Origin of the sequence: Stutzerimonas balearica DSM 6083, assembly GCF_000818015.1 — a bacterium.
In the GTDB taxonomy this organism is placed as follows: domain Bacteria; phylum Pseudomonadota; class Gammaproteobacteria; order Pseudomonadales; family Pseudomonadaceae; genus Stutzerimonas; species Stutzerimonas balearica.
The window spans coordinates 648,150-669,922 of sequence record NZ_CP007511.1 but is presented as its reverse complement, the minus strand read 5'-3'; the positions used below and the strand labels follow the sequence as shown (position 1 = coordinate 669,922).

The following is a 21,773-nucleotide window of genomic DNA, read 5'->3' as shown; positions in this document are numbered from 1 at the left end:
GCCTACAATAGAAACCTAGACTTGTTGTGCGATTATTTCGAACTACCACTAAATTCAAAAGGAGAAAGGTACTATATCCGACAACATCAACTTCGACGCTTTTTCTCCATGGTATTCTTCCACTCGAGCAGTTTTGGAGGACTGGAGACACTGCAGTGGATGCTCGGGCACACCGACATGCAGCATGTTTGGAATTACATTACTGAGTCCACTGATGGTGCAGTTTTGCGTAGCGCTAAGGCTCAGTTCATAGCAGAAAGCTTGCATAATGGCGATATCACTGCTTACGAAGATCTAGCCGAAATACTAAAAATTCGTTACAACACAGATAATTTTGCTCTAGTAGACACTGCTGAACTTGAAGACGCAATCACCGACATGATAAAGACAGGGAAAGTCCAGATTGAGCCAGAGTTTTTCACAGACGAAACCGGCCAACATATGCGCGTGGTAGTAAAAATTCAGAGCACAGACTAAATGAAAAAAATCTCCGACCTAGAGCCACATGCTAGCGCCACATTAATAACCAGTGAACTTTTAAAGCTAATCTACCGTAATCCTGACTATTTTTCCAAAAACGAGAACATTCTAAAGGCTCTCAGAAGCCAAGGAGCGCTAGCCAAGCTCGAATTCAATTTCGAGGACTCAGGGGCTATAAAGTCAAAATCCCCAATGAGCATCAACACTTTAAAATCTCACGCCAACTTACAGTTCAAGGGAGGATTTAAGGAACTTGATACCCTCCGCCTAGCGGCATTGAGGGCCATTGAGAAGGTCAATGGCAGCAAAGAGGCCACTTCAACAAAACGCACTAAGTCCGGACTTTCGCGACTAGTAACTGAACTAGAGGAGAGACTTGATAAGCAGCGCTGCGCCAACATGGTCCTCCTCCAGGGATTAAGCCTGGCAATTAACGAGTTAAGAAATATACGTAGCAATCTAGATCCCGCTCTACTTGAAAAGCGGGCAAGCGATGCCGTTCAGGCACTTACTGCTCTACTGAGCCTCCCTCCAGAACAGCCACCCCCCCCCTCCCCTTCTTCCGGAGACGGGCGAGTTACGCGACTGGAGGAGTATCGCAAGTGACAAACCACCTTCGCCAACAACTATTTAAACCACTTAAAGAGCTAACACTCTTTAGCTACCATGCGCATGGAAGTACTATAACAAAAGATGGTTCTGGCCTGCCGTTTTGCTGTTGGCCTGATGGCACGCCCAATAACGTCGCAAATCTCTACATGCTCGCACTACGTGACCGCCCTGGCCGAGGTGGAAAAGGCCTATCAAGGCACGGCGGTAAAGGCGGAAGCATTGGGGAGTATGCATCCAAAATAAGCCCACTAGTTCGCTACTGCTTCAGATACCGAACTGACTTTATAGGACTGTCTGACCAACAGTTCTCAGACTTCATTGACGAATTAAGAAAGGAGCGATCTGTCAACGATCCCACTGTAAATAGGCGCACCGAAACTACACTCCTAGCAATTGGTAGGATCTGTCTAGATTTTTTGCAATTCGTAGGACGTCTTTATGGCGACGATGCATTTGTATCAGAGAATGGAACCATCCGCGCCGTAATGAAAACATTTACTATCACAACGCGCTCAGGAAGAACGATAAAGCGGAGTTATCTGCATCACCACTCTCTTCATGTATCTGGAACGCGCTACCACACGCGCGATCCGATCCCGAGCGAACATATAAAGCTTTTGCGAGATTCAGCAAACAAAATCCACCCATCGAGACACCTTCAACTTCGACGGAATCTGGTGATTTCCTTGCTTGAGCATACGGGCGCTCGACGCAGCGAGATAATTGAAATTACCGTTTCGGACATACGTAATGCCATGAACATGTCGTTCCCATTGCTACGTCTGCGAACCTTGAAACGTGGAACCTATTCCGAGCGTTTTATCCCGATTTCAAGAGTGGTACTAAGCGAAGCTAAGAAATATATTCAGTTTGCCCGCAGAATATCTCTTCGCAACTTCAAGGACACGGATCACGACAGACTCTTTGTTCAAGAAAAGACTGGTAAGCCGCTCGGTGCCTGCAGTATTACGAATGAAATGATTCAACTTAGAAGTCACGCCGGCATCGAAGAAAAAGTCTGTGCACACATGTTCCGCCATGCTTTCATCACCAATCTTTTCGTACTCCTAATCAAAAGACACAAGTTCAAGCAAAAGGACGACTTCAGAAGCGCCCTGCTTAATAGCAAAAAGTTTCTTTACGACGTCATGCTGTGGACTGGCCACAAAGATCCCCTCTCGGTAGAACGGTATATTCATCTTGCATTCGCCAAACTTGATGGATACGAAGACATCGTTTCATCTGCCCATATAATCAGGACTAACCGTATATATGACCAGGCCGAGGAGCTACTTCTGAACGCATTAAAAAATGGTATGCCAGTTGACGAGTACGTGCGTGAACTGGAGAAGCTAAAGCAACTTCGGCAAGAAGATCTCAAGAAAGAGACAAAGGAAGAGGAAGAGGAAGAGAATACGGAGTCAGTCAAAAGCTGGGAGCATTGGCATAACCACCTTTGAATGTTGCGATACAACTCGCTTCACTGCCGAAGCGTCCATAAAGCGCGTGTCTAATGACGACGACGTTTACCGGTCGTTCACTGGGGCGAAAGAGACAATCCGCTCCTGCCCGTGCAAGGTGGCATCCTGAATGCCCGACTCAATCCGTAGGGCTCTGTCCGGATAGATGTCCTTGAGGTTCGTCATCACCTGACCCTTGTCAAGGCTGAAGATCACTTGGCCGTTGTGATCAACCAGGAATGCATGGTCGATGCCGCCAAAGTCCACGACATCTATGATCCTCCACTAGGGTGTCAAGGGTGAACCGTCGCTTAAGTTCCGGAGCACACATTTACAAAGGGCCGAAATCTGCAAAAAACGGGCACGTCGACTCTACGAATGGCAATACGGTAAAACTCGCACGGCCCTAGTACGCCGGTTGACTGGCACACTCAACAGAGAGCCAACCTGCGTTGCTCTCGAGGCAACACTGGGTTCCGGTTCACACGCCCGCATTGAGCAACAGCCTACGATTTTCGCGGCTTAGCTCTAGCTGTAGCCTGGGCCACAAGCGGGTCCTCAGGCCAGTAATGCTTAGGGTACCTACCTCGTAAATCTTTCTTCACTTCCGCGTAGGTATTGCGCCAGAAACTCGCCAGGTCCTGGGTGACCTGCACCGGGCGCTGGGCCGGGGACAGCAGGTGCAGCTTGACGCCCTGACGGCCACCGGCGATGCGCGGAGTGTCGGCGAGGCCGAACAGCTCTTGGAGGCGCACCGCGAGAACCGGCATCTCGTCGCTGTAGTCGAGGCGGATGCGCGAGCCGGAGGGCACTTCCAGCGTACGCGGCGCCAGCTCGTCGAGGCGTTGCGGCAGCGGCCAGGGCAGCAGGCCATGGAGGATGCCGGCGAGGTCGAGGTTGGCGAAATGGCTGAGGCGGCTGACCTTGCCCAGCCAGGGCTGCAGCCACTCCTCCAGGCTGGCCAGAAGCGCCGCGTCGGAGAGGTCTGGCCATTCGCTGCTGCCCGTGTCGGCCAGGTCCAGTCGGCGCAGCAGCGCCACCCGCGCCTGCCACTGGCGCAGCTCCGCACTCCACGGCAGCAGCTCCAGCCCCTTGCGTCGCACCAGACCGAGCAGCGCACGCGAGCGGGCCTCGTCATCCAGTTCGGCAAGGGCTTCGCGGGCCAGCACCAACTCACCCACTTTCACCTGACGTTCGGCGCGCAGCACACCTTCGCGCTCTTCCCAGTCGAGCAGGTCCTGGCACCTTACCTGTTCGGCCAGAGGGCCGTCGAACAGTGCGGGATCAAGGTCGGCCGCGAGATAGATGCGCTCTTCACGCTGGCCCTGGCGGCTACCGAGATCGGCGATCACCAACCAGGGCTCCTTCATCAGCGCATCCGGCTCGCCAAAGGTGGCTGCACGGCCATTGGCCAGCCGATAATCGGCCCCTCCGGCACGACGTTGCTGGGCAATGCGGTCCGGGTAGGCGAACGCCAGCAGGCAGCCGAGCCAGCGCGGGTGATCCGGATCGGCCACCGGCTCGCTGGCCGGGCCACGCAGGTAGGAACGGAACTGCCGCGCCAGCTGGCGAGCACGCTGCACGCCGCCACGAGCGCCACGCGCTGCCTTGTCGTTACCGGCCAGCAAGGCGAGGCGGCTGTGCAGGTCGGCACCGCCACCACGCAGGATGTCGCGCTCGCCCAGTAGGGCGGCGAGGTCACAGGCCAGGCCGCCGAGTCCCAGGGCGTGGCCACGTAACAGCAGGTGGGCAATGCGCGGATGGGCGGGCAGTTCGGCCATGGCCTGGCCATGGCGGGTCAAGTTGCCATCGTCGGCCAGTGCGCCGAGGCGTTGCAGCAGGTCACGGCCCTGGGCGTAGGCAGCCGTGGGCGGCGGATCGAGCCAGGCCAGTTCATTGGGATCACCAATCCCCCAGCGCGCCAGTTGCAACGCCAGTCCGGCAAGGTCGGCCTGGAGGATTTCCGCGCTCCCGTGGGCGGCCAGTTGCTCATGCTGGGCCTCAGACCAGAGCCGGTAGCAGGCACCCGGCTGCAGACGGCCGGCACGGCCGGCACGCTGGGTCGCGGAGGAGCGGGAAATACGCTGGGTGTCCAGGCGAGTCATGCCACTGGCCGGGTCGAAGCGCGGTACACGCTCCAGGCCCGCGTCCACCACCACGCGCACGCCATCGATGGTCAGGCTGGTCTCGGCGATGTTGGTGGCCAGCACCACCTTGCGCTTGCCCGCCGGTGCCGGCTCGATGGCCGCGCGCTGGGCAGCGAGGTCCAGTTCACCGTGGAGCGGGCAGAGCAGGATCTCTGACCGGCCAGCGAGGCGCTCGGCCAACTGCTCGGCGACGCGGCGAATCTCCGCCTGGCCGGGGAGGAACACCAGCAGGCTGCCAGGTTCATCGGCCAGGGCCTGGAGCATGGGCTGTACCACCCGGGGTTCGAGCGCCTCGCCGATCTGACTCGGCCGCCCCCAACGCTGCTCCACCGGATACATGCGACCTTCGCTGCGTACCACAGGCGCCTCGTCCAGCAGGCGCGACAGGCGCTCGCCTTCCAGCGTGGCGGACATCAGCAGCACCTTCAGCGGCGGTTCGTCGCGCAACAACTCACGGCCGTTGAGACACAAGGCCAACGCCAGATCGGCATCGAGACTACGCAGATGATACTCATCAAATATGAGCAGCCCAACGCCATCTAGGGCAGGATCGTCTTGAAGCCGACGAGTAAGAATGCCTTCAGTCACTACTTCAATTCGAGTCTGTGGTCCGACCTTACTCTCCAAGCGAATTCGATAGCCGACTGTTTGCCCAACGCTTTCTCCCAGCTCGCTCGCCAGTCGCTCAGCTGCGGCTCTGGCAGCTAGTCGACGTGGTTCGAGCATGACAATAGTCTGGTCGGCCAGCCAAGGCTCTTCCAGCAGCGCTATTGGTACTCGCGTTGTTTTGCCTGCCCCCGGCGCTGCCTCAAGTACAACTTCATTACGTGCAGACAAGGCATCTCTTAAAGCGGGCAAAACAGATTCAATCGGCAACAAACTCATGATGGCTCCTAGCTGAGCCACCAATTATAGATACGAGGGAAGCTGTTACGGCACGGCGGTATGTCAATCACGCCCAGTGCACGGCTCCCTTCGGGCCGCTCAGAGATAAACGGGGCCTATTTAAACGGCATGATGGACATCAAGGCCACAGCCAGCATCTGCCCCTTGAACACCTGACGAGGGGGATCCTCTTGCCAGTGTTGCGCCCCGGCTCAGCTGGCTCCGTGATCCGAAAACATCGGATCATTTAACAGCCAGCTGACTAACACCGGATGTAGAGGTCCATGCTTGTCGGCCAATAGGGAAAGCTCTTGCTTGGATCGCTCTTCCACTCGACCAGCCAACCAGACGGCTTCTGCTGTCGGGTAATGCCGAAGTAGATTATTTGCTTGGTACCGTACGTTTTCAGGAAGGCTCGTGTCCCTAGCCAGCTCCTGTAGGAAGTCCCGTGTTTGAACAACGCTACGGGTGCGCTCATGGGCCATCGTCATGGTATTGCTCCTGAAATGTCCGCGGGGAGAGGCGGCTTCTCGTCACTCAACATGAGTCGTCAGCCTCTCCGCCTCACTTTTCGATCACTGCATTGAGCGCGCCAGAGCCATCCCATATGGGGTAAGGGAGCCCTTTCACCTTCTTATCCTCGACGAGGAAGGCCAGGCTATAGCGCGCGCGGGTAATCGCGACGTATAGCTTGTTTCGCGACTCCTCCGTCTTATCCTTGTCGAACACTTTGGCATTTCCGCCAATGAACTTCAGATGTTTATCTGACGGGATCACAAGCACTCGATCAAAGCCTAAGCCTTTGCAGGAACCGAACGTATAACAGATAAGGTTACCCGGTAGGTATCCAGTGCCGGTGGTGGACGACCAGCGCAGTACTTGAGGCTGAAACGCTGCCAAGTAATCGCTCACCTGAGATTGTTTCACTATGAAGGTGCCATGGTGATGCGATATTTCGTCTGGCACTTTCTCGACACCTGTTACCGTCTTGTCATACAGCCCCAGGTGGATCGTGTCGGAGAGGTCGCAGATTTCTTGTATGCACCTGCGATTCTTCGGCATCGAATGCTTTTCGAACTTCATTTTCCCGACGAAGTAATCGACCTTCTGTTGAGGCGTCTGCGGAGCCTTATGGCCGAACGTCGTTGTGTAGATTGTCTGTCGAAAGTCGCCCACACAACAGATCGAGTCGACCATGACCTTGTTGAGTGATTTGATCACGTCGTAGTCCCAACCGACCAAATCCTGCACTTCATCAAAATAGACCCTTTGATAAATCTCCTTCAACCGCTTGGCAGGGGCATTTTTGGATAGTTTCGCAATGAGGGTCGCAAGCTTTGCCAAAAACCCGGAGTACGCCTTTGTTTTGCAGGGCGTCAGGTAATGCAGTGGATTGATCGTGCCATCTTCCGATTTTTCAGCTCTGCCTTCAATGTAGTAGGTTGTACCCGATATTAAGTGAGGGTTGTTCTCAGTGAACGAGATAGTCGTGATCCGATCTGGAAATACCTCGCTCTGATAGGGACGCACCATATCTTCCAGGTAAAAAGAGAACAGCCCCTTGACGACGAAGTGCTCACTGCTAGCACCGTACAACTCAACAAAACGAGAGCGCAACTCTGCCTGATTATTGGTTGTATAGGTGACTACAAGCACACGTCCACCAGCCTTGATGGTCTCAATGGCTTCAGTAATGATCTTGTGCGTTTTCCCTGATCCGGCGCCTGCGACCCAGAGTTCGTTAGGCAAAATCGAGCACCTCGTCTAGAAAGGCTGGGTACTTGAAGTCCAGTGCGCCATCGAACAGTTTGACCGCAGAGTCGACCTTGCGAGCGCCTTTACCGTTGCCCTTTACGCTCTTGAACCAACGGATCAAATTTTCCCTTCGATCCTCCAGAGAGACCTCTGCGTTGTAGATATTGAAGGTTTCCGTCGACAAGACTTCCTTTGCGAAAGCGTCAAGGGTTTTAATGTCAACTGCGTTGGCATAAATCATCGCTGGCTCAAGCGAAAATTCGGCGTCGTTCATCGACGAGTACAGCTTGATGTTAGGAAACGCAGCGTATTCCAGACGTCCTTGTACAACGTTACCGTTATAGTCGCCGTCATTATCCCTGAGCACATGGATCTTGGTGCCGATCTCTTTACCGACTTCGATGAACGTCTTGAAACCTACACCGCGTACCACGATGATATCTATCCCGTCCTGCTCAGGCAGTCGGTTGTGTTTTCGTTGGTAGATTTTCTTGAGCACCAGTTCGTCCGACGGCCCCTCGACCAGGATGACCTTGCCCGACAGTGCCACCCGCAAGGTGTCGTAGCCAGGAAGACGCTTGAGGGTCTTCACCACTTTAGCGTCTAGCGTGTGCAGCCTTTTGTACCCTGACTGCACAAGGCAAATTTTGTCGATACTCAGCTTGTTCAACACATACGAGCTGTGGGTGGTCAGGAACAGCTGCTTGTCTCCTCGCTGGGTTTCGATGTAGTGCACAAGCTTGTTCAGATTGGTGTGAGATAGATGATTTTCGGGCTCTTCCATCATCACCAGATCGATGTCGTGGGATTTGTTCTGAATGGCCAGTTTAATCTGCACATTGCTCTGTTCACCCTTGCCGATGAGGTGAAAAGGCACATCATCGACCTCAAGCTGTAGGCCGGTCTGGATGGAGCCCGCAGGTAACGTACTTGCTGCAATGGTGAGCTTGCTATCGGTGATAAGGTGACCCGCATCAAGGCTGGCATTGACCGTCCTGACCTCCCCGGAGTTGTTAAACACCTGCAGGTTTTCACGATAATTGAGGGTCAGCTTGACGAGCTCTTCCTTCGCCAATGCGGTGTTGAGAATGCTCGAAATGTACTGGTTCTTCCCCATGGTTGGGTGGATACGTGTGGGGTCGATGTACAGCGCCTTAAACTTCTTAGCGATCGGTTTTATCGGATTCCAACCGAAATCGAGCCATTCCACCTTATAGAATTCGATCGGAATGCTGGTGATGTTCGGCTTGGTCAGCAGGTGGCTCTCGTATACGGCCTCCAGCGACGGGTCGAAACAGGCTTGTACCAAGACGCCCTGGGCGTCAGCCTTGAGGCTGTTGTTCGAGCCTCGGTACTCAGGCACACCGTCAATGTAGGCTTCGATGATAAGGCTGGGCAGGTGCTTGGAGCTCAAGTCAGAGGCGAGAAACCGCGTGACGGCATCCTGATTGAAAAGATCAGGGGAGAACTCGCCGTTGAAGGGCCGTCCACGATGATTGTAATTGAGCACAATTTCTAACGCTTCCAAGATTGTGCTTTTACCAGCATTGTTGTCGCCGACGAAAATATTGACGTCGTCGTTGAATTCTAGAAGTTCGTCGCGAAATTTTTTGAAGTTGATCAGCTTGATGGCTTTAACGTGCACTCTAAATCCCTCTAGGCATCGCTTGATAATGGCGTATTACCATGGCAAATGAACCGTACCTTGGGTGGTGTGTGCTGTCCATATGGCTATCAGCTGAAGACGAACGTCTAGAGCAGTTTTGAATCACCTCGAGTGCCGTGGTCACATCTAATGCCTGCTTTTGGCCCAGAGTGTGTAAAAACGCTTCGTCAAAATTGAAGTGCGCGCGTCTACGTGAAATCTGAAATTTTTCGGCACCTCAGCAGATGTGGATTTCGCCCAGATGCGCGATTTCCAGTCCGGTTTTGAGTACCTGTCGCGCTCGAAAACGTTTTTACACAGCCTCGGCCGATTGCAGCCGGTGACGACAGGCACCTGTCGGCCAAAAGCTGCCTGTCGTTGAGTGCAATTTTTGACTCATGGCTGCCAGCAACGGCAGCAGTTAAAATGCTCAGAGACGATCACTCAACGAGCAATAGACCTAGTTTGTTCGACCGAGCTAGATTAGTAAAAGCTCTTTCACTTTTTGCTTGATTTCAGCAGGGCTTTCTTCAAATCCGTATTTACCGGCATTATCTTTAGAAGAGTTATATCCCAAGAAATAACCATTGTATTGAAAGTAGTTAGTGTCAATTTTTCGCCTGCTTGGCTTGCCTTTTTCCAGCATATCCAGAAGCGTTTTTAAGTGTGAGCGTGTTAGCCAGAATTTTAGAAGTAATCCGCTCCCTAGCACTTCAGTGCCGATCATTGGAGCTGCTTGAAAGCCCAAGGCCTAGCTCAGGGCTAGTCGTCTACACCAGTTCCGCTATGTATGCTGAAGGGGGCCCAACCACTCTACCTGACCAGCAACCTCAAGCGCTTCGGCGAATTCAACCTCAAGCTAAACCGGCCACCGGAGCCCTGGATCAAGGACTCGGTGTTCCAACAAGCTGCCGGCTCGCTGCGGGTGATCAGACCTAGCCAGCTAGATACCGAGAAAACGCCATGATCAACATTCCTCCCGCATCCTTCCGCCTTACACCGTACGGCGAAGTGGACGCCGTGGCGTTGGAAAACCTGCGCGACAGCTTCGACACCTCTCAACTGCTCCGGCTGGTTGATCGCTTGGACGTCTGCTTGGTGGAACTGGGTGGAATCACCTCCATTCGCGACGAGCTACTGAGATTGCATGCGATGGCTCTGACGATAGTTGAGGGCATCGCTCTTACGGTGCCTGCCGAGAGTGCTTGTATCTGGACAGAAGCCCAATCTCTACAGATGGATCTTGAGGCACTGGTTTCTTGGGCGCGCTCCGCTCAGCTCATCATTGCGCCGCTGATCAATCTTGCTCCACAGCACGAGGCATGAGCGCTCTCGCCGATTTCGACGAGGCTCAACTGTTTCTGACCATGGCTGGAATCGCCCGTAAGTAGATCAATTCACCAATCAGTTCTACGAGTGTCTGAGTAATCACAGCCGCCGCGGCCAGCGCGCGAATGGACTCCGGGAGCGCTAGGGCCAGGGGAAGCACTACAAGCGAGTTGCGAGTGCCTGAGCTAAAGGCCACTGCCCGTGCGGCAGAAGCCTCCAAGCCAAATAGCCGGGAGCTGAGTACGCCGAGGGCCGGAGCGAGTAGTAGAAACGCTCCGTATACCGGAAGCAACGGCGCCAGGATGTCGAGTTGGTACACGACAGCCGCGATCTGCGAACCCACCACCACGATTAGAACCAGGGCCATTGCAGGCACTGGCAGCCAGGCCCAACCTGCGCTCCATGCGCGAAGCAGCAGAGATCGGCGTCCGCCAAATTCGGTGAGCACAGCCGCTACCAAGGGTAGGACGATCAGTAACAGGAAGGCTTCTGCGAAGGGCCACAGCTCGATCACTGTGCCGGCTTCGGGGCCAAGGATTAGCCGCAAGTAGAGGGGCAGCAGCAGAAGCTGGAGCAACAGCAGCAATGGCGTCGCCGCGAGCACCAGACGAGAGTCCCCTTTGCCCAGGTGGGTGAAGACCACCACGTAATCGATACAAGGCGTCAGCAGGACAAGCAGCGCGCCGACCAACAAGGCCTTGTTCGATGAGAGCGGCCACGTCACCAGCCACACCATCAATGGCACCAATAGGAAGTTGGCCAGCAACAAGGCACCGACGAAGCGGCGGTTGGCAAAAGCTTCTCGCAGCTCCAAAAAAGGAATCTGCAGAAACATGGCATACATCAGCACGGCAATCGCCGGTGTGATGGCCATGGCCGTCAGTCCGGTGAATTGCGCAGAGCTCAGGCCTGCAATGGCAGCGGCCACCACCGCCGCGAAATAAAATGCTATCTGGTGTTCTTCCAGCCAGTCCCGCGACATCTGATATCTTCCCTTGTTGCGCAAGGGCGACATTCTCCCACTGGCATCGGATTTAACCCAGCGTTGAGGCTGGTTGCTTTTCGCTTTGCCGTTGGGCGAAGTCCGCAACGGTCCTAACAAGTCCTGCCGATAAGAGGATGCATGATGTTTCGAAATAACTGGATGGCGGGTCTGAGGCAAGTGCTCGCCATCGCCAGGAGTTAACCGCAATGAATCCTCAACCTTCAGGCATGCCCTGGAACCTGCTGCTGCTAACCTGGCTGGTCGCACTGGTATCGACCCTGTCCGCGCTGTTCATTGGTGAGGTGATGGGCCAGGCACCCTGCGTGTTGTGCTGGTTCCAGCGTGCCTTCATGTTTCCGCTGGCGGTGATCCTGGCCATCGCCTGCTACCGCTCGGATTTCACCGTCTGGCACTATGCCCTGCCGCTGACCGCTATCGGTGCGGCACTGGCATTTGTTCACACGCTGCTCTATGCAGGGCTGATTCCACAGCCGATCCAGCCCTGCACGGCCACTGGTCCATCCTGCTCAGGCGCCGGAATGACCCTCTTCGGCGTGGTGCCCCTGCCGGCACTCGCCTTGTTCGCTTTTATCCTTATCGCCATCCTGCTCATAATCATCCGTCGGAGAACCACCCCATGAATCGCCGTTCCGTGGTCCTGATCGTCAGTGTCGTGATCCTGGCCGTCTTTGCTGCCGCCGCATTCTTCTATTCCCCCTCGCAATCGCCTCAACAGGCCCAGGCTCCCGGTTCGACAGCCCAAGAGACCGCGACACAACCCAAACAGAACGGCGGCCAGTTGGTTCGCTTCCACTCACCAGTGTTCGGCCCGGCGCAAGCGCCAGTGACCATCGTCGAATTCTTTGACCCTTCCTGCGAGGCATGCCGCGCCTTCCACCCCTATGTGAAGCAGATCCTCGCCGAGAACCCGGAAGACGTGCGTTTGGTGCTGCGCTATGTACTGTTCCATCAAGGCTCCGAAGAGGTGGCGCGAATGCTGGAGGCGGCGCGTAAGCAAAATCTCCATGAACAAGTGTTGGGGGCTGTGCTGGAAGCCCAACCCGGTTGGCACGACGACCCCAAGGTAACGCAGGCATGGGCTGCTGCAGAGCGCGTCGGTTTGAACTTGGAACAGGCCCGCCAGGACATGCATACGCCTGGCGTCAACGCCGTGCTGGAAACGGACATGCAGGACGTTAAAGCCGTTGGGGTTCGTGGCACGCCGACTTTTTTTGTCAATGGTCGTGCGCTCAGCGAGTTTGGCCCGGAGCCGCTGCGCCAGTTGGTGAACAGCGAAGTGGCCAAGGCACGAGAATGACACTATGAGCGCGCTGGAAAACCGCGTGCCACCGCTGCTCGTGGCCGGCCTGATCGCTGTGCTGATGGGTTTGTCGGGAACCAAATTGCCGGGTTTCGAACTGGCATGGACCGCGCGCCTGACCTTCGCTTTGCCAATACTGCTCCTGGGGCTCGGCGTGTGCCTCGCCGGCGTCCTGTCGTTTCGCCGCGCGCGTACTACGGTTAATCCATTGCAGCCGCAGCAGGCTTCTGCATTAGTGGAGGCTGGCATCTACCGGTACAGCCGCAACCCCATGTACTTAGGCTTTGCCATTATCCTGGCGGCTTGGGCGCTGGTCTTGGCCTCGCCTCTAACCCTGCTTGGCGTAGTTGCTTTCGTGCTGTACATGAACCGTTTCCAGATCCCAGCCGAAGAGTGGGCGCTGGAAACATTGTTCGGCGAATCATTTGCCCGCTACCGTGCACGAGTCCGCCGCTGGCTCTGAGCGTCCGCGGCGGTAGCGACTGGCGGGGCTTGCTCGTCGCGGCAGCCTGCCGAAGGTGCCACGACCTAGCCTGATCTCCTCGTGACGAGCTGCTTTGGCCACATGCCGCTAGCATGTCTCTGGTCGAAGACATAGCGCCAACGAGTGATGTCGCAAGTTCACTCCGTTGATATCGAGATAACTGTCTAGCAACAGCGTTGAGCGCAAAGCAGGCTTATGCTTCGCTGCGATGACTGTCGGCCTGCCTGGTGTCGATACAAACACTGCCGTCTAGCTCCATTTCAAGTGTCGAGTGGCTGACTTTGAATTGCTCATGAAGTACTCGTTTTAAATCAGTCTTTACTCGTTCAATATCGGGCAGGCTAGCCTTCTTGATGACAACATGTGCTTCCAGTGCGATTGTATGCTCAGCGATTTCCCATACGTGTACGTGGTGAACACTCACAACGTCGTTTACATGTTCCATGATATTGATTATGTCGGCGATGGAAACTCCTTCTGGCGCGCCCTCCATCAACAAGTGAATGGTTTTAGGTAGCATGCTAAAGCCCTGCCATAGCACGTAACCAGCAATCATCAGCGTCAGGACAGTATCTGTCCAATACCAGCCATACAGGAGGATCAATGTTCCGGCAATAATAACGCCGACGGAGGCCAACGCATCCGACACGTTGTGCAAGAATGCCGCCTTTATATTCATGCTATTCTTAGACATTGTGTAGGTGAGCAAGGCCGTAGCGATATCTACAATCAAGGCTATTCCCGCCACCACGACCACTGTCCATCCTTCAATGGGCTGTGGGGAAAAAAACCGACCTATAGCTTCGTAGATGAGGTAGAGACCAACGATAATCAGCGTGACCAAGTTAATCAAAGCCGCTATGGTTTCACTGCGTCGGTAGCCAAAGGTTTTAAAAGCATCTGGCGGTTTGCGGCCGATCTTACGTGCGATGAGCGCAATAACCAGTGATGCAGCATCGCTCAAGTTGTGTAGTGCATCCGCTATGAGCGATAAGCTCCCAGAAAGTATCCCGCCAACAACTTGTGCCAGAGTTAGTGCAGTATTAACGCCAATAGCTGCGATTAAACGCTTATCACCCATGGCTTCGGTGTTATGGTTATGTTCGTGAGCCATATTTTTACCGCTCCTTAAAAACTAGCGTAAGAAAAATAGGGGAGCCAAACGACCGCCCATAAGAGATAATAAAAATACTAGCGCCTATACCATCTGGCCCTCCAAGCCACACTGACAGAAAATGCGACCACCCTCGAGCGAGTTCGTGCGTTATCGTCTTTAACTCGCCGACAACAGGTCGATCTCTCTCAAACGATAAACGACGTTGCTCGCTAATGATATGGATTATGCGGTGCCATGATCTGAAGATGACAAAAATGTAATCTTCCAATCAATTTTGTCGTAGGCTCAAGCCCCTTGCAGATTGGTGCGCCTTGTTGCTGCAATGACGAAGCAAGGCGCTCATGTCACTCCACAATGGAAGCATTACATTTCAATAATGTAATGCTTGGCTCATGCTGCTGTTAGCTTCAGTCAGGCAAAATTCATTCGAACCTGTAGAGCTCACCGAGAAAGCTCAGCAAGCCACCTTTGAATTTAGCGAGGACTGCCCTATGAATCTGTTGAAAGCTATTGTTGTTGGTTTGGTAATTTTCGGCTCCGCATCGTCTTATGCAGGAGATGGATACGACCGTTCAATGAAATTTAATGAAAAATTCCGAGCAGATCAAAAGCGAATTCACGGAACCGAATCCGCCGAAAAAAAAGCAAACGAGTTGAAGGTTAATGATATTCGCCAAGATCAGAACAACACGGAAATTAAGAAAGAAACCAAAGCTGACTAACCGCTTAATATCTGAACGATATCCGCCGCCGGCAGCTTCCAAGCACCGTTGGAAGCAGTTGTACTCTAAGCGCCCTTCGGGGCGCTTTTTTGTGTCCATCACTTGCCCGCAACATCGCTACCAGCGAATCGCCCCGGCCTTTATAGGCCGTTTCGTTAAGTCAGGCCGCTATCGCCTGATCTGTCTGTTATTAGCGTTCGCAAGAGCATATCCGATTGAGCTGAACAGACGCTGGTGGCGTACAACGCATCCACGTCAGGGTCGCCATCTCAACGGCCTCGCGGTTCGTCCATGATTGAAGGTGTCAGCTCGGCCTTGTAAAGCCCGCTGATCGTTCCAGCCAGGGCGTTTTCGTAGCTATCGCCCGTGCTGCCGCCCGGGGCAGGTCAGCCGCTGCTTGCATAATCTTTCGTCAGCTCACCGTGGGTGAAAGCCATCAGCCGAGGAGGCGTATGTAGCGCGGAGTCATACGCACTAAGCGCTGAGCACCCTTTCTATTCACCGTTTAGATGCATTAGACCTACGCTATAAAGGCTTTGCTGCCCGCTGCGCCGCCGCTGAATCTTAGCACTCCGAAACCAACACGCCCCGTTCTCGCGAGCTAGCAAGAACGGGGCGTTGTGTGCCGCCATCCAATCTCTAGCTTGTTCTGTCAGCGGCCAACGCGATTTCTTGCTCCTCCAATTCGTCTTCGCGCCGATGAGCCAGCTGGTAGAGCAACGGCAGTACCAATAGCGTTAGCACCGTTGAGGAGAGAATCCCCCCGATCACCACCGTCGCAAGGGGGCGCTGTACCTCTGCACCGGTACCCACATTCAAGGCCATCGGAACGAACCCGAGTGAAGCCACCAAGGCTGTCATCAATACCGGCCGTAGCCGGGTCAGAGCGCCCTCGCGGATCGCGGTGCCCAGAGGTAAACCTTGCTCCCGTAGGCTACGGATGAAGGAGATCATTACCAGGCCATTTAGAACGGCGACGCCCGACAGAGCAATAAAGCCAACTCCTGCTGAAATGGACAATGGGATATCTCTCAGCCACAGCGCAACAATGCCTCCGGTGAGCGCAAATGGAATCCCTGTAAACACCAACAAGCCGTCTTTGACATTGTTGAACATCATGAAAAGCAGAATGAACACCAGGAGCAGCGCCACAGGGACGACAATCTGCAGCCGCTTCGTTGCAGATTCAAGCTGCTCAAAGGTACCGCCCCAGTCGATCCAATAACCTGACGGGATATCTACCTGGGCCTGGATTTTCTGTTCTGCCTCAGATACGAATGATCCAATGTCCCGACCACGGACGTTTGCACTAACGACAATTCGCCGTTTCCCTTCCTCTCTACTGATCTGATTCGGACCGGGGGCCAAATCCAGAGTGGCCACCTCGCCGAGGGGGATATAACTTATGGCGCTGTTTAATTCCCTTGGAAGGGCAATTGGGAGCCTCTCAATTGCGGCGAGATCGCTTCGTATCTCGTCCGGTAAACGAACTACGATATCGAAACGCCGGTCTCCTTGAAACAAGGTGCCTACCTCTCGGCCCCCGATGGCTACTGCAACCGCTTGCTGTACAGTATCTAAACTCAGGCCGTATCGTGCGATTTGATCGCGATCGATATCAATCGTGAGCATAGGAAGGCCAGTCGTTTGCTCGACCGTAACCTCGGAGGCGCCTGGTACTTGTCCTAGCACCTCGGACACTTCCGCCGCCGTGCTGTTAAGAACCTCCATGTCATCACCATAGATTTTCACGGCTACAGCGGCACGAACACCGGAAATCAACTCGTTGAAACGCAGCTGAATAGGCTGGGAAAACTCGTAGTTATTGCCCGGTAACTCAGCGGCGGATGCTTGGACCTCGCTTAAGAGTTCGTCGCGCGACTTGCCTGGATCCGGCCACTGCTCTTGTGGCTTCAGCATGACGTACCCGTCAGAGATGTTTGGAGGCATGGCATCGGATGCCACCTCCGCAGTGCCTGTGCGCGCAAAAATCCGCTCGATCTCCGGAAACTCATCCATGAGCTTTCGCTCCAGCTGCTGCTGCATCTCGACAGACTGACTAAGGCTGGTAGCCGGTACACGAAGGGCTTGGATAGCGAAGTCCCCCTCGTTGAGGCTAGGCACGAATTCACTGCCCATACGTGCCCCTACGAGGCCGGAAAGTACAACTGCAACAACGGCAAAGGTGAGCACTACTGGCTTGTTGGACATCACCGCATCGAATGCAGGTGCGTAGGCCCGTTTAGCATTGCGGATTAGAAAGTTTTCCTTCTCTGTAACACGCTTGCCGATAAAGAGCGCAACGGCTGCCGGGACGAACGTCACCGAGAGAATCATCGCCCCGAATAGCGCTGTCACTACGGTAAACGCCATGGGCGTGAACATCTTACCTTCTACCCCTGTAAGGGCGAATATCGGCAGATATACGATCATAATGATCAGCTGCCCATAGAGTAGAGGCCGACGCACTTCCTTTGCCGCAGCGAACACTTCATGAAGCCGTTCGGACAGCGTTAATGCCCGCCCGTGATGGGACTGAGCGTGAGCAAGTCGACGCACGCAGTTCTCAACAATCACCACGGCACCATCGATAATGATGCCGAAATCCAATGCGCCTAAGCTCATCAGGTTGGCGCTGACCTCGTTGGCTACCATGCCGGTGAACGTAAAGAGCATCGCCAGCGGTATAACAAGTGCGGTTAGGATCGCCGCACGGATATTGCCCAAGAAGAGAAAAAGTATAACCACAACAAGAATGGCACCCTCAGTGAGGTTCTTCTTAACGGTGGATATAGCTTTGTCTACGAGTACAGTTCGATCGTAGACAGTAATCGCCTTTACGCCCTCTGGAAGCGAAAGGTTTATCTCTTTCATCTTGTCATCGACAGCCCTAGAAACTACCCGGCTATTTTCACCGATAAGCATGAAAGCCGTACCTAGAACCACTTCGCGGCCATTCTCGGTGGCTGCGCCAGTACGGAGCTCCTTTCCAACCTCTACCGTCGCAACGTCGCGGATACGTACTGGGGTACCGTCAACGTTGCTAATAAGGGTATTGCGGATGTCCTCTACTGATTGCATTTGTCCTGGAGCACGAACAAGATACTGCTCGCCGCGTTTTTCAATATATCCGGCACCTAGATTGTTATTGTTTTGCTCAACCGCCTCGATCAAATCTTGTAGTGTTAGTCCAAACGACCGCAAAGTGTCTGGGTTGGGGGCGATCTGATATTCCTTTGCATATCCTCCGATCGTATTGATCTCAGTTACGCCTGGTACATTGCGGACTTGCGGTTTGATGATCCAATCTTGAATCTCACGCAAGTCAGCAGAGGTATAAGGCGTACCGTCCGATTTGGTGGCACCGTCCTCAGCTTCAACCGTCCAAAAATAGATTTCGCCAAGCCCAGTGGAAATAGGGCCAAGTGTTGGAGTGACGCCTTCCGGAAGCTGATCTTTGGCCCCTCCCAAGCGCTCATTCACAAGTTGGCGGGCAAAATAGATGTCAGTGCCTTCCTCAAAAATAACTGTGATCTGAGAAAGTCCATATCGAGACAAGGAACGGGTCTGCTCGAGCTTGGGCAACCCGGCCATTACCGTCTCGAGCGGGTAGGTAATGCGCTGCTCCACTTCCAGCGGGGAATAACCTGGGGCCGCAGTGTTGATTTGCACCTGTACGTTGGTGATATCAGGGACAGCATCGATAGGCAGCTTTTGGTAGCTGTAAGCTCCTAACGCTGCCATGCCAAGCACGGCTAGCAAAACCAGCCAGCGATGCTCTATAGAAAAGCGAATGATACGTTCGAACACAGTCTATAACTCCGTATCAGTGAGCATGCGAGGCGCTGGCTTTGCCAAGCTCGGACTTAATGATGAAACTGTTGGCCAAGGCATAGCGCACTCCGGCCTGAAGACCTTCCTTGATTTCAACCGCTTCACTATCGCCGCGACCAGTCACGATTGGCTGAGCAGCAAAGCCATGGTCGGTCCGTACAAACACCACCGGATTATCTTCCAACGTGTGGATCGCATCGGGCTTGACTGCAACCGGCACGGACACTCCGCCAGAGCCTACCCGCACTTTGACGAACAGGCCGGGACGCCAAACACCTTCCGGGTTCGGAAGCGTGACCCGGGCGGTAGCGGCGCGGCTTTGCTGACCAACAAGTGAGCCGACATAAGAAACGGTGCCATTGGCACTGGACTCGAATGCTGTGGCTTCGATAACCGCGTTGCTGCCGACTCGTACCGCGCTGAGTGCATTGGCAGGAACGCTGATATCTGCCCAAACGGTAGAGAGATCGGAAATGATGAATATCTGGTCGTCGGTATTGACTGACTCACCGAGCGTGATGTCCTTCTCAACGATCATCCCATCGAACGGCGCCCTGAGTTCGTAGCGGCTCAATGCGTCTGGCTTGCCAGCATCACTACCAAGCGCTTGTAGCTGTGCTTTTGCATTCGCAACCGTCAGCTCTGCTTCCCGTAGAGCCTGTTGTGCCTGTAAATAATCCTGTTCTGCAGAAATACGCTCTTCCCACAGCTCCTTTTCGCGTCGATAGGTTTTCTGAGCCAATGCAAGACGTTTTTGTGCCGCGTAGAACTCGCTTCTACGTTCCGACAGGTCGGTACTCGCGATCACAGCAAGCACTTGCCCCTGTTTCACCTGTTCGCCCAAATCGACTTTGACCGCTTCAACGACACCTGAGAGACGAGGCACAACTTGCGCTGTACGATCCTGGTTAAACGTAATTTCACCTGGCAGCTCGATTGCGCTTTGTATCTTTGCGGGCTCAGCAGTTGCCAGTGAAATGCCGGCGGCTAGGATTTGTGTCTCTGAGAGTTCTACCTCTGCTGTTTCAGTGTGCTCCGCTCCCTCGGGCTCATCTTCATGCTCATCTTTCTCTGCCGCACCGACCTCGTGATCGCTATCGGCGCCTCCTTCATCATGTCCATGATCTCCTTCGGCTTCAGCATCCTCATCCGAATGCCCTTCATCCTCCTGCTCCGATGCGTCACCATGCTCGCTATGTGCGTCGCCCGCTTCGGGCACAGCTGGACTACTGCGAAGAAGCAATCCGCCAAGCACAAGTGCCACGCTTAATATGACGACGATCCAAAAAATCTGCTTCTTGTGACCAGCCAAGGAAGATGTATTCGATTTACTTTTCATATGGATTCCTTATGGCTGAGTGGCCGAGGTGATAACGGCCGACCCATCGCCGACGATTCGGGCGATTTCCGCCGCCGCCTGGTTAGCTTGCGAGAGCGCAGACAGATACTGAGAGCGGGCTTGGAAAAGCGTGCGTTGAGCATCCAGTACGTCAAGGAAGGTGAACTTTCCTAGTTCGAACCCCTTGCTGGCAGCTTCATAAGCGCTTTGGGCACTGGGGAGCATGTCGTTGCGCAACAGTTCGAACTGCTGGCGAGCAGTGCGCAGCCGCATGTGCGCTTGGGAAAGTTCGCTTTTCAGGCGTATATGGACGGCGTTAAGCTCGTCCTGCGCCTGGTAGGCCCGTTCCTGTGCTGCTCCGATGTTGCCTTGGTTTCGATCAAACAACGGCAGGGGCATCGAGATACTCACCAGTCCCAGCGTGCCGTTATATTCATCTGAGCGTTGGGCACCTACGCTAACCGTCACGTTAGAAAAGCGATTCGTCCTTTCCAGCTCCAACGCAGCCCGACGTCTTTCAGCCTCCCGACGCGCGCGGGTTAGTTGGGCGGAATCGTTCAAACGGCTATAAAGCTCAGCTAGCTCGGGAAGAGGAGGCACTGCCTCTACCGGCTCTTTTACTCGCTCAAAGCGTGGCTGTGGATTTCCCCAGTTGGCCGCCAGCCGAGTGCGCGCAGCTTCGAGTTCAGCTGTGGCCTGGGCAAGCTCTACTTGCACTCCAGTAGCCGCAACCCGCGCCCGGGTTTCCTCTACGGGAGAGACCATGCCGGCCCTCACACGTCGATTGGCAACGTTCACAGCTTGCTTCGCAAGCTTTGAAGCAGCCTGAGCGAGGTCCAGCCGTTCTTGAGCAGTAAGCACATCGTAGTATGCACCCATCACTGCCCCCCTCAGTCGAGCTTGGGCGTCCTGTAGGTCGGCGGCCGCTACGTCCATGGCGCGTTGCGCTGCCTCAATACGAGCCGAACGTTTACCACCCAGCTCTATTTCTTGGCTCAGTTCAAGCGTGGTCTCCGGGGCATCGCCCCGGATTCCCTCCTGGCTAGCGGACAATATTGGATTCGGACGTGCTCCTGCTTGGCTAATCAATGCGCGAGAAGCAGCCAGCTCACGTCTTGCAGCAGCCAGTTCAGGGCTTGCAGAGCTAGCGAGTTCCAAGGCGCGTACAAAGCTTATGGAGTCGACAGACTCAACGGGGAAGGTATTTGACACACTGACAGGTAAGGTCTGTGTGAAGGTCGGCAACTCTAAGGGTTGCGCAAAGGCGAGATTGCACGACAACGTCGTCAACCCCAGCGAGAAAAGAGCTTTTCGCACCGAAATCTCCTAAAAAAAGGGAAGGTTCGGTGAGACGTCAGATACAGATAAATGGCGCTTACTGGTTACTTTGGCGTCCCACCGGTTTTGCACCGATGCGCCAATTAGGTTTCTCAGGACGCCCCGCTTCAGCCGATGCGTAGCTAGCAGAAGGAAACGGTTTCAAGCTCATTGATAATACCGAACCAGGACAGATCCCTTTCGTTATAAGCGGCTTGATATGGTCGCCATGAAAGACACAGTCTCCATCCAGACTGATTTTTTTTGCGGCTTTTGACGATCCTTCCTCGTCAGTACCCAGAGACTCGTGCGGATGTTCGTGATGTCCAAGATGATTTGCT

General features: G+C 54.4%; 18 protein-coding genes and 2 pseudogenes. 8 read left to right on the top strand and 12 right to left on the bottom strand.

What is annotated here, in order from left to right; genetic code table 11:
• Positions 1–108: 108 nt before the first annotated feature.
• From CL52_RS20510 to CL52_RS20395, 3 genes are read left to right on the top strand one after another with little or no spacing between them, the layout of a single operon-like run.
• Entirely contained in the window at positions 109–477 is a 369-nt protein-coding gene (locus tag CL52_RS20510) for a hypothetical protein (protein ID WP_138412367.1), read from the top strand.
• Positions 478–1,086, top strand: coding sequence for a hypothetical protein (locus CL52_RS21010; protein WP_015275582.1), 609 nt, complete (start codon positions 478–480; stop codon positions 1,084–1,086). It begins immediately after the preceding gene.
• Positions 1,083–2,552, top strand: a complete 1,470-nt coding sequence (locus tag CL52_RS20395; RefSeq protein WP_063613243.1) for a tyrosine-type recombinase/integrase — start codon at positions 1,083–1,085, stop codon at positions 2,550–2,552. Before CL52_RS21010 ends, CL52_RS20395 begins: the two co-directional genes overlap by 4 nt.
• 78 nt (positions 2,553–2,630) lie before the next feature.
• On the opposite strand, the pseudogene CL52_RS03025 reads toward CL52_RS20395, so the two are convergent.
• The 6 genes and pseudogenes from CL52_RS03025 to CL52_RS21005 form a co-directional block, all read right to left on the bottom strand.
• Positions 2,631–2,834 (bottom strand): annotated as a pseudogene (locus CL52_RS03025) (PDC sensor domain-containing protein); the annotation flags it as partial.
• Between the two features lie 224 nt (positions 2,835–3,058).
• A complete protein-coding gene (gene hrpB, locus CL52_RS03020; protein WP_043218435.1) occupies positions 3,059–5,584 on the bottom strand; it encodes an ATP-dependent helicase HrpB in 2,526 nt (841 codons plus the stop codon).
• 212 nt (positions 5,585–5,796) lie between these two features.
• Entirely contained in the window at positions 5,797–6,075 is a 279-nt protein-coding gene (locus CL52_RS03015) for a BPSL0761 family protein (RefSeq protein ID WP_015275580.1), read from the bottom strand.
• A 73-nt stretch (positions 6,076–6,148) separates the two neighbouring features.
• Complete coding sequence (locus CL52_RS03010) at positions 6,149–7,333, bottom strand: UvrD-helicase domain-containing protein (protein WP_003292679.1); 1,185 nt, start codon at positions 7,331–7,333, stop codon at positions 6,149–6,151.
• Complete coding sequence (locus tag CL52_RS03005; protein WP_015275579.1) at positions 7,326–8,984, bottom strand: ATP-dependent nuclease; 1,659 nt, start codon at positions 8,982–8,984, stop codon at positions 7,326–7,328. The genes CL52_RS03010 and CL52_RS03005 overlap by 8 nt, the downstream gene beginning before the upstream one ends.
• A 478-nt stretch (positions 8,985–9,462) precedes the next feature.
• On the bottom strand, positions 9,463–9,711 hold the full coding sequence (locus CL52_RS21005) for a hypothetical protein (RefSeq protein WP_101153433.1): 249 nt from the start codon (positions 9,709–9,711) through the stop codon (positions 9,463–9,465).
• 236 nt (positions 9,712–9,947) lie between these two features.
• On the opposite strand from CL52_RS21005, the gene tnpC reads away from it, so the two are divergent.
• Positions 9,948–10,310: a Tn3 family transposase post-transcriptional regulator TnpC gene (gene tnpC / locus CL52_RS02995; RefSeq protein WP_003292676.1), complete on the top strand. Its 363-nt coding sequence runs from the start codon at positions 9,948–9,950 to the stop codon at positions 10,308–10,310.
• 25 nt (positions 10,311–10,335) lie between these two features.
• On the opposite strand, the gene CL52_RS02990 is transcribed toward tnpC, so the two are convergent.
• Positions 10,336–11,295 carry an arsenic resistance protein gene (locus CL52_RS02990; protein WP_003292675.1) on the bottom strand — a complete coding sequence of 320 codons (960 nt, stop codon included), beginning with the start codon at positions 11,293–11,295 and terminating at the stop codon, positions 10,336–10,338.
• A 209-nt stretch (positions 11,296–11,504) separates the two neighbouring features.
• On the opposite strand from CL52_RS02990, the gene CL52_RS02985 reads away from it, so the two are divergent.
• Genes CL52_RS02985 through CL52_RS02975 form a run of 3 tightly spaced genes read left to right on the top strand, consistent with a single transcriptional unit; the run spans position 11,505 to position 13,082 of the window.
• On the top strand, positions 11,505–11,939 hold the full coding sequence (locus tag CL52_RS02985; RefSeq protein ID WP_003292674.1) for a disulfide bond formation protein B: 435 nt from the start codon (positions 11,505–11,507) through the stop codon (positions 11,937–11,939).
• Complete coding sequence (locus CL52_RS02980; protein WP_008569955.1) at positions 11,936–12,616, top strand: DsbA family protein; 681 nt, start codon at positions 11,936–11,938, stop codon at positions 12,614–12,616. Before CL52_RS02985 ends, CL52_RS02980 begins: the two co-directional genes overlap by 4 nt.
• 4 nt (positions 12,617–12,620) lie before the next feature.
• Positions 12,621–13,082 carry a methyltransferase family protein gene (locus tag CL52_RS02975; protein WP_003292672.1) on the top strand — a complete coding sequence of 154 codons (462 nt, stop codon included), beginning with the start codon at positions 12,621–12,623 and terminating at the stop codon, positions 13,080–13,082.
• A gap of 214 nt (positions 13,083–13,296) precedes the next feature.
• Here CL52_RS02975 and CL52_RS02970 read toward each other — a convergent pair whose 3' ends face one another.
• Entirely contained in the window at positions 13,297–14,217 is a 921-nt protein-coding gene (locus CL52_RS02970; protein WP_003292671.1) for a cation diffusion facilitator family transporter, read from the bottom strand.
• A 395-nt stretch (positions 14,218–14,612) separates the two neighbouring features.
• On the opposite strand from CL52_RS02970, the gene CL52_RS20505 reads away from it, so the two are divergent.
• Positions 14,613–14,942 (top strand): hypothetical protein, encoded by a 330-nt coding sequence (locus tag CL52_RS20505; RefSeq protein ID WP_021210274.1) that lies wholly within the window; start codon positions 14,613–14,615, stop codon positions 14,940–14,942.
• Positions 14,943–15,110: 168 nt separating this feature from the next.
• Here CL52_RS20505 and CL52_RS21000 read toward each other — a convergent pair.
• The 4 genes and pseudogenes from CL52_RS21000 to CL52_RS02955 all read right to left on the bottom strand — a co-directional run.
• Positions 15,111–15,316, bottom strand: a pseudogene (locus CL52_RS21000) (IS3 family transposase); the annotation flags it as partial.
• Positions 15,317–15,581: 265 nt separating this feature from the next.
• Complete coding sequence (locus CL52_RS02965) at positions 15,582–18,752, bottom strand: efflux RND transporter permease subunit (RefSeq protein WP_003292670.1); 3,171 nt, start codon at positions 18,750–18,752, stop codon at positions 15,582–15,584.
• A 16-nt stretch (positions 18,753–18,768) separates the two neighbouring features.
• Positions 18,769–20,115: an efflux RND transporter periplasmic adaptor subunit gene (locus CL52_RS02960; protein WP_031323264.1), complete on the bottom strand. Its 1,347-nt coding sequence runs from the start codon at positions 20,113–20,115 to the stop codon at positions 18,769–18,771.
• Positions 20,116–20,124: 9 nt separating this feature from the next.
• Positions 20,125–21,432 carry a TolC family protein gene (locus CL52_RS02955; RefSeq protein WP_031323266.1) on the bottom strand — a complete coding sequence of 436 codons (1,308 nt, stop codon included), beginning with the start codon at positions 21,430–21,432 and terminating at the stop codon, positions 20,125–20,127.
• Positions 21,433–21,773: the final 341 nt, after the last annotated feature.

What these genes read in the sequence shown, in the direction of transcription:
- CL52_RS21005 (WP_101153433.1), bottom strand. Translation starts at nt 9,711, where the DNA reads ATGATCGGCACTGAAGTGCTAGGGAGCGGATTACTTCTAAAATTCTGG.
- CL52_RS02980 (WP_008569955.1), top strand. Translation starts at nt 11,936, where the DNA reads ATGAATCGCCGTTCCGTGGTCCTGATCGTCAGTGTCGTGATCCTGGCC.
- CL52_RS20510 (WP_138412367.1), top strand. Translation starts at nt 109, where the DNA reads ATGGTATTCTTCCACTCGAGCAGTTTTGGAGGACTGGAGACACTGCAG.
- hrpB (WP_043218435.1), bottom strand. Translation starts at nt 5,584, where the DNA reads ATGAGTTTGTTGCCGATTGAATCTGTTTTGCCCGCTTTAAGAGATGCC.
- CL52_RS21010 (WP_015275582.1), top strand. Translation starts at nt 478, where the DNA reads ATGAAAAAAATCTCCGACCTAGAGCCACATGCTAGCGCCACATTAATA.
- CL52_RS02985 (WP_003292674.1), top strand. Translation starts at nt 11,505, where the DNA reads ATGAATCCTCAACCTTCAGGCATGCCCTGGAACCTGCTGCTGCTAACC.
- CL52_RS03015 (WP_015275580.1), bottom strand. Translation starts at nt 6,075, where the DNA reads ATGACGATGGCCCATGAGCGCACCCGTAGCGTTGTTCAAACACGGGAC.
- CL52_RS02975 (WP_003292672.1), top strand. Translation starts at nt 12,621, where the DNA reads ATGAGCGCGCTGGAAAACCGCGTGCCACCGCTGCTCGTGGCCGGCCTG.
- CL52_RS20505 (WP_021210274.1), top strand. Translation starts at nt 14,613, where the DNA reads ATGCTGCTGTTAGCTTCAGTCAGGCAAAATTCATTCGAACCTGTAGAG.
- CL52_RS02960 (WP_031323264.1), bottom strand. Translation starts at nt 20,115, where the DNA reads ATGAAAAGTAAATCGAATACATCTTCCTTGGCTGGTCACAAGAAGCAG.
- tnpC (WP_003292676.1), top strand. Translation starts at nt 9,948, where the DNA reads ATGATCAACATTCCTCCCGCATCCTTCCGCCTTACACCGTACGGCGAA.
- CL52_RS02990 (WP_003292675.1), bottom strand. Translation starts at nt 11,295, where the DNA reads ATGTCGCGGGACTGGCTGGAAGAACACCAGATAGCATTTTATTTCGCG.
- CL52_RS02970 (WP_003292671.1), bottom strand. Translation starts at nt 14,217, where the DNA reads ATGGCTCACGAACATAACCATAACACCGAAGCCATGGGTGATAAGCGT.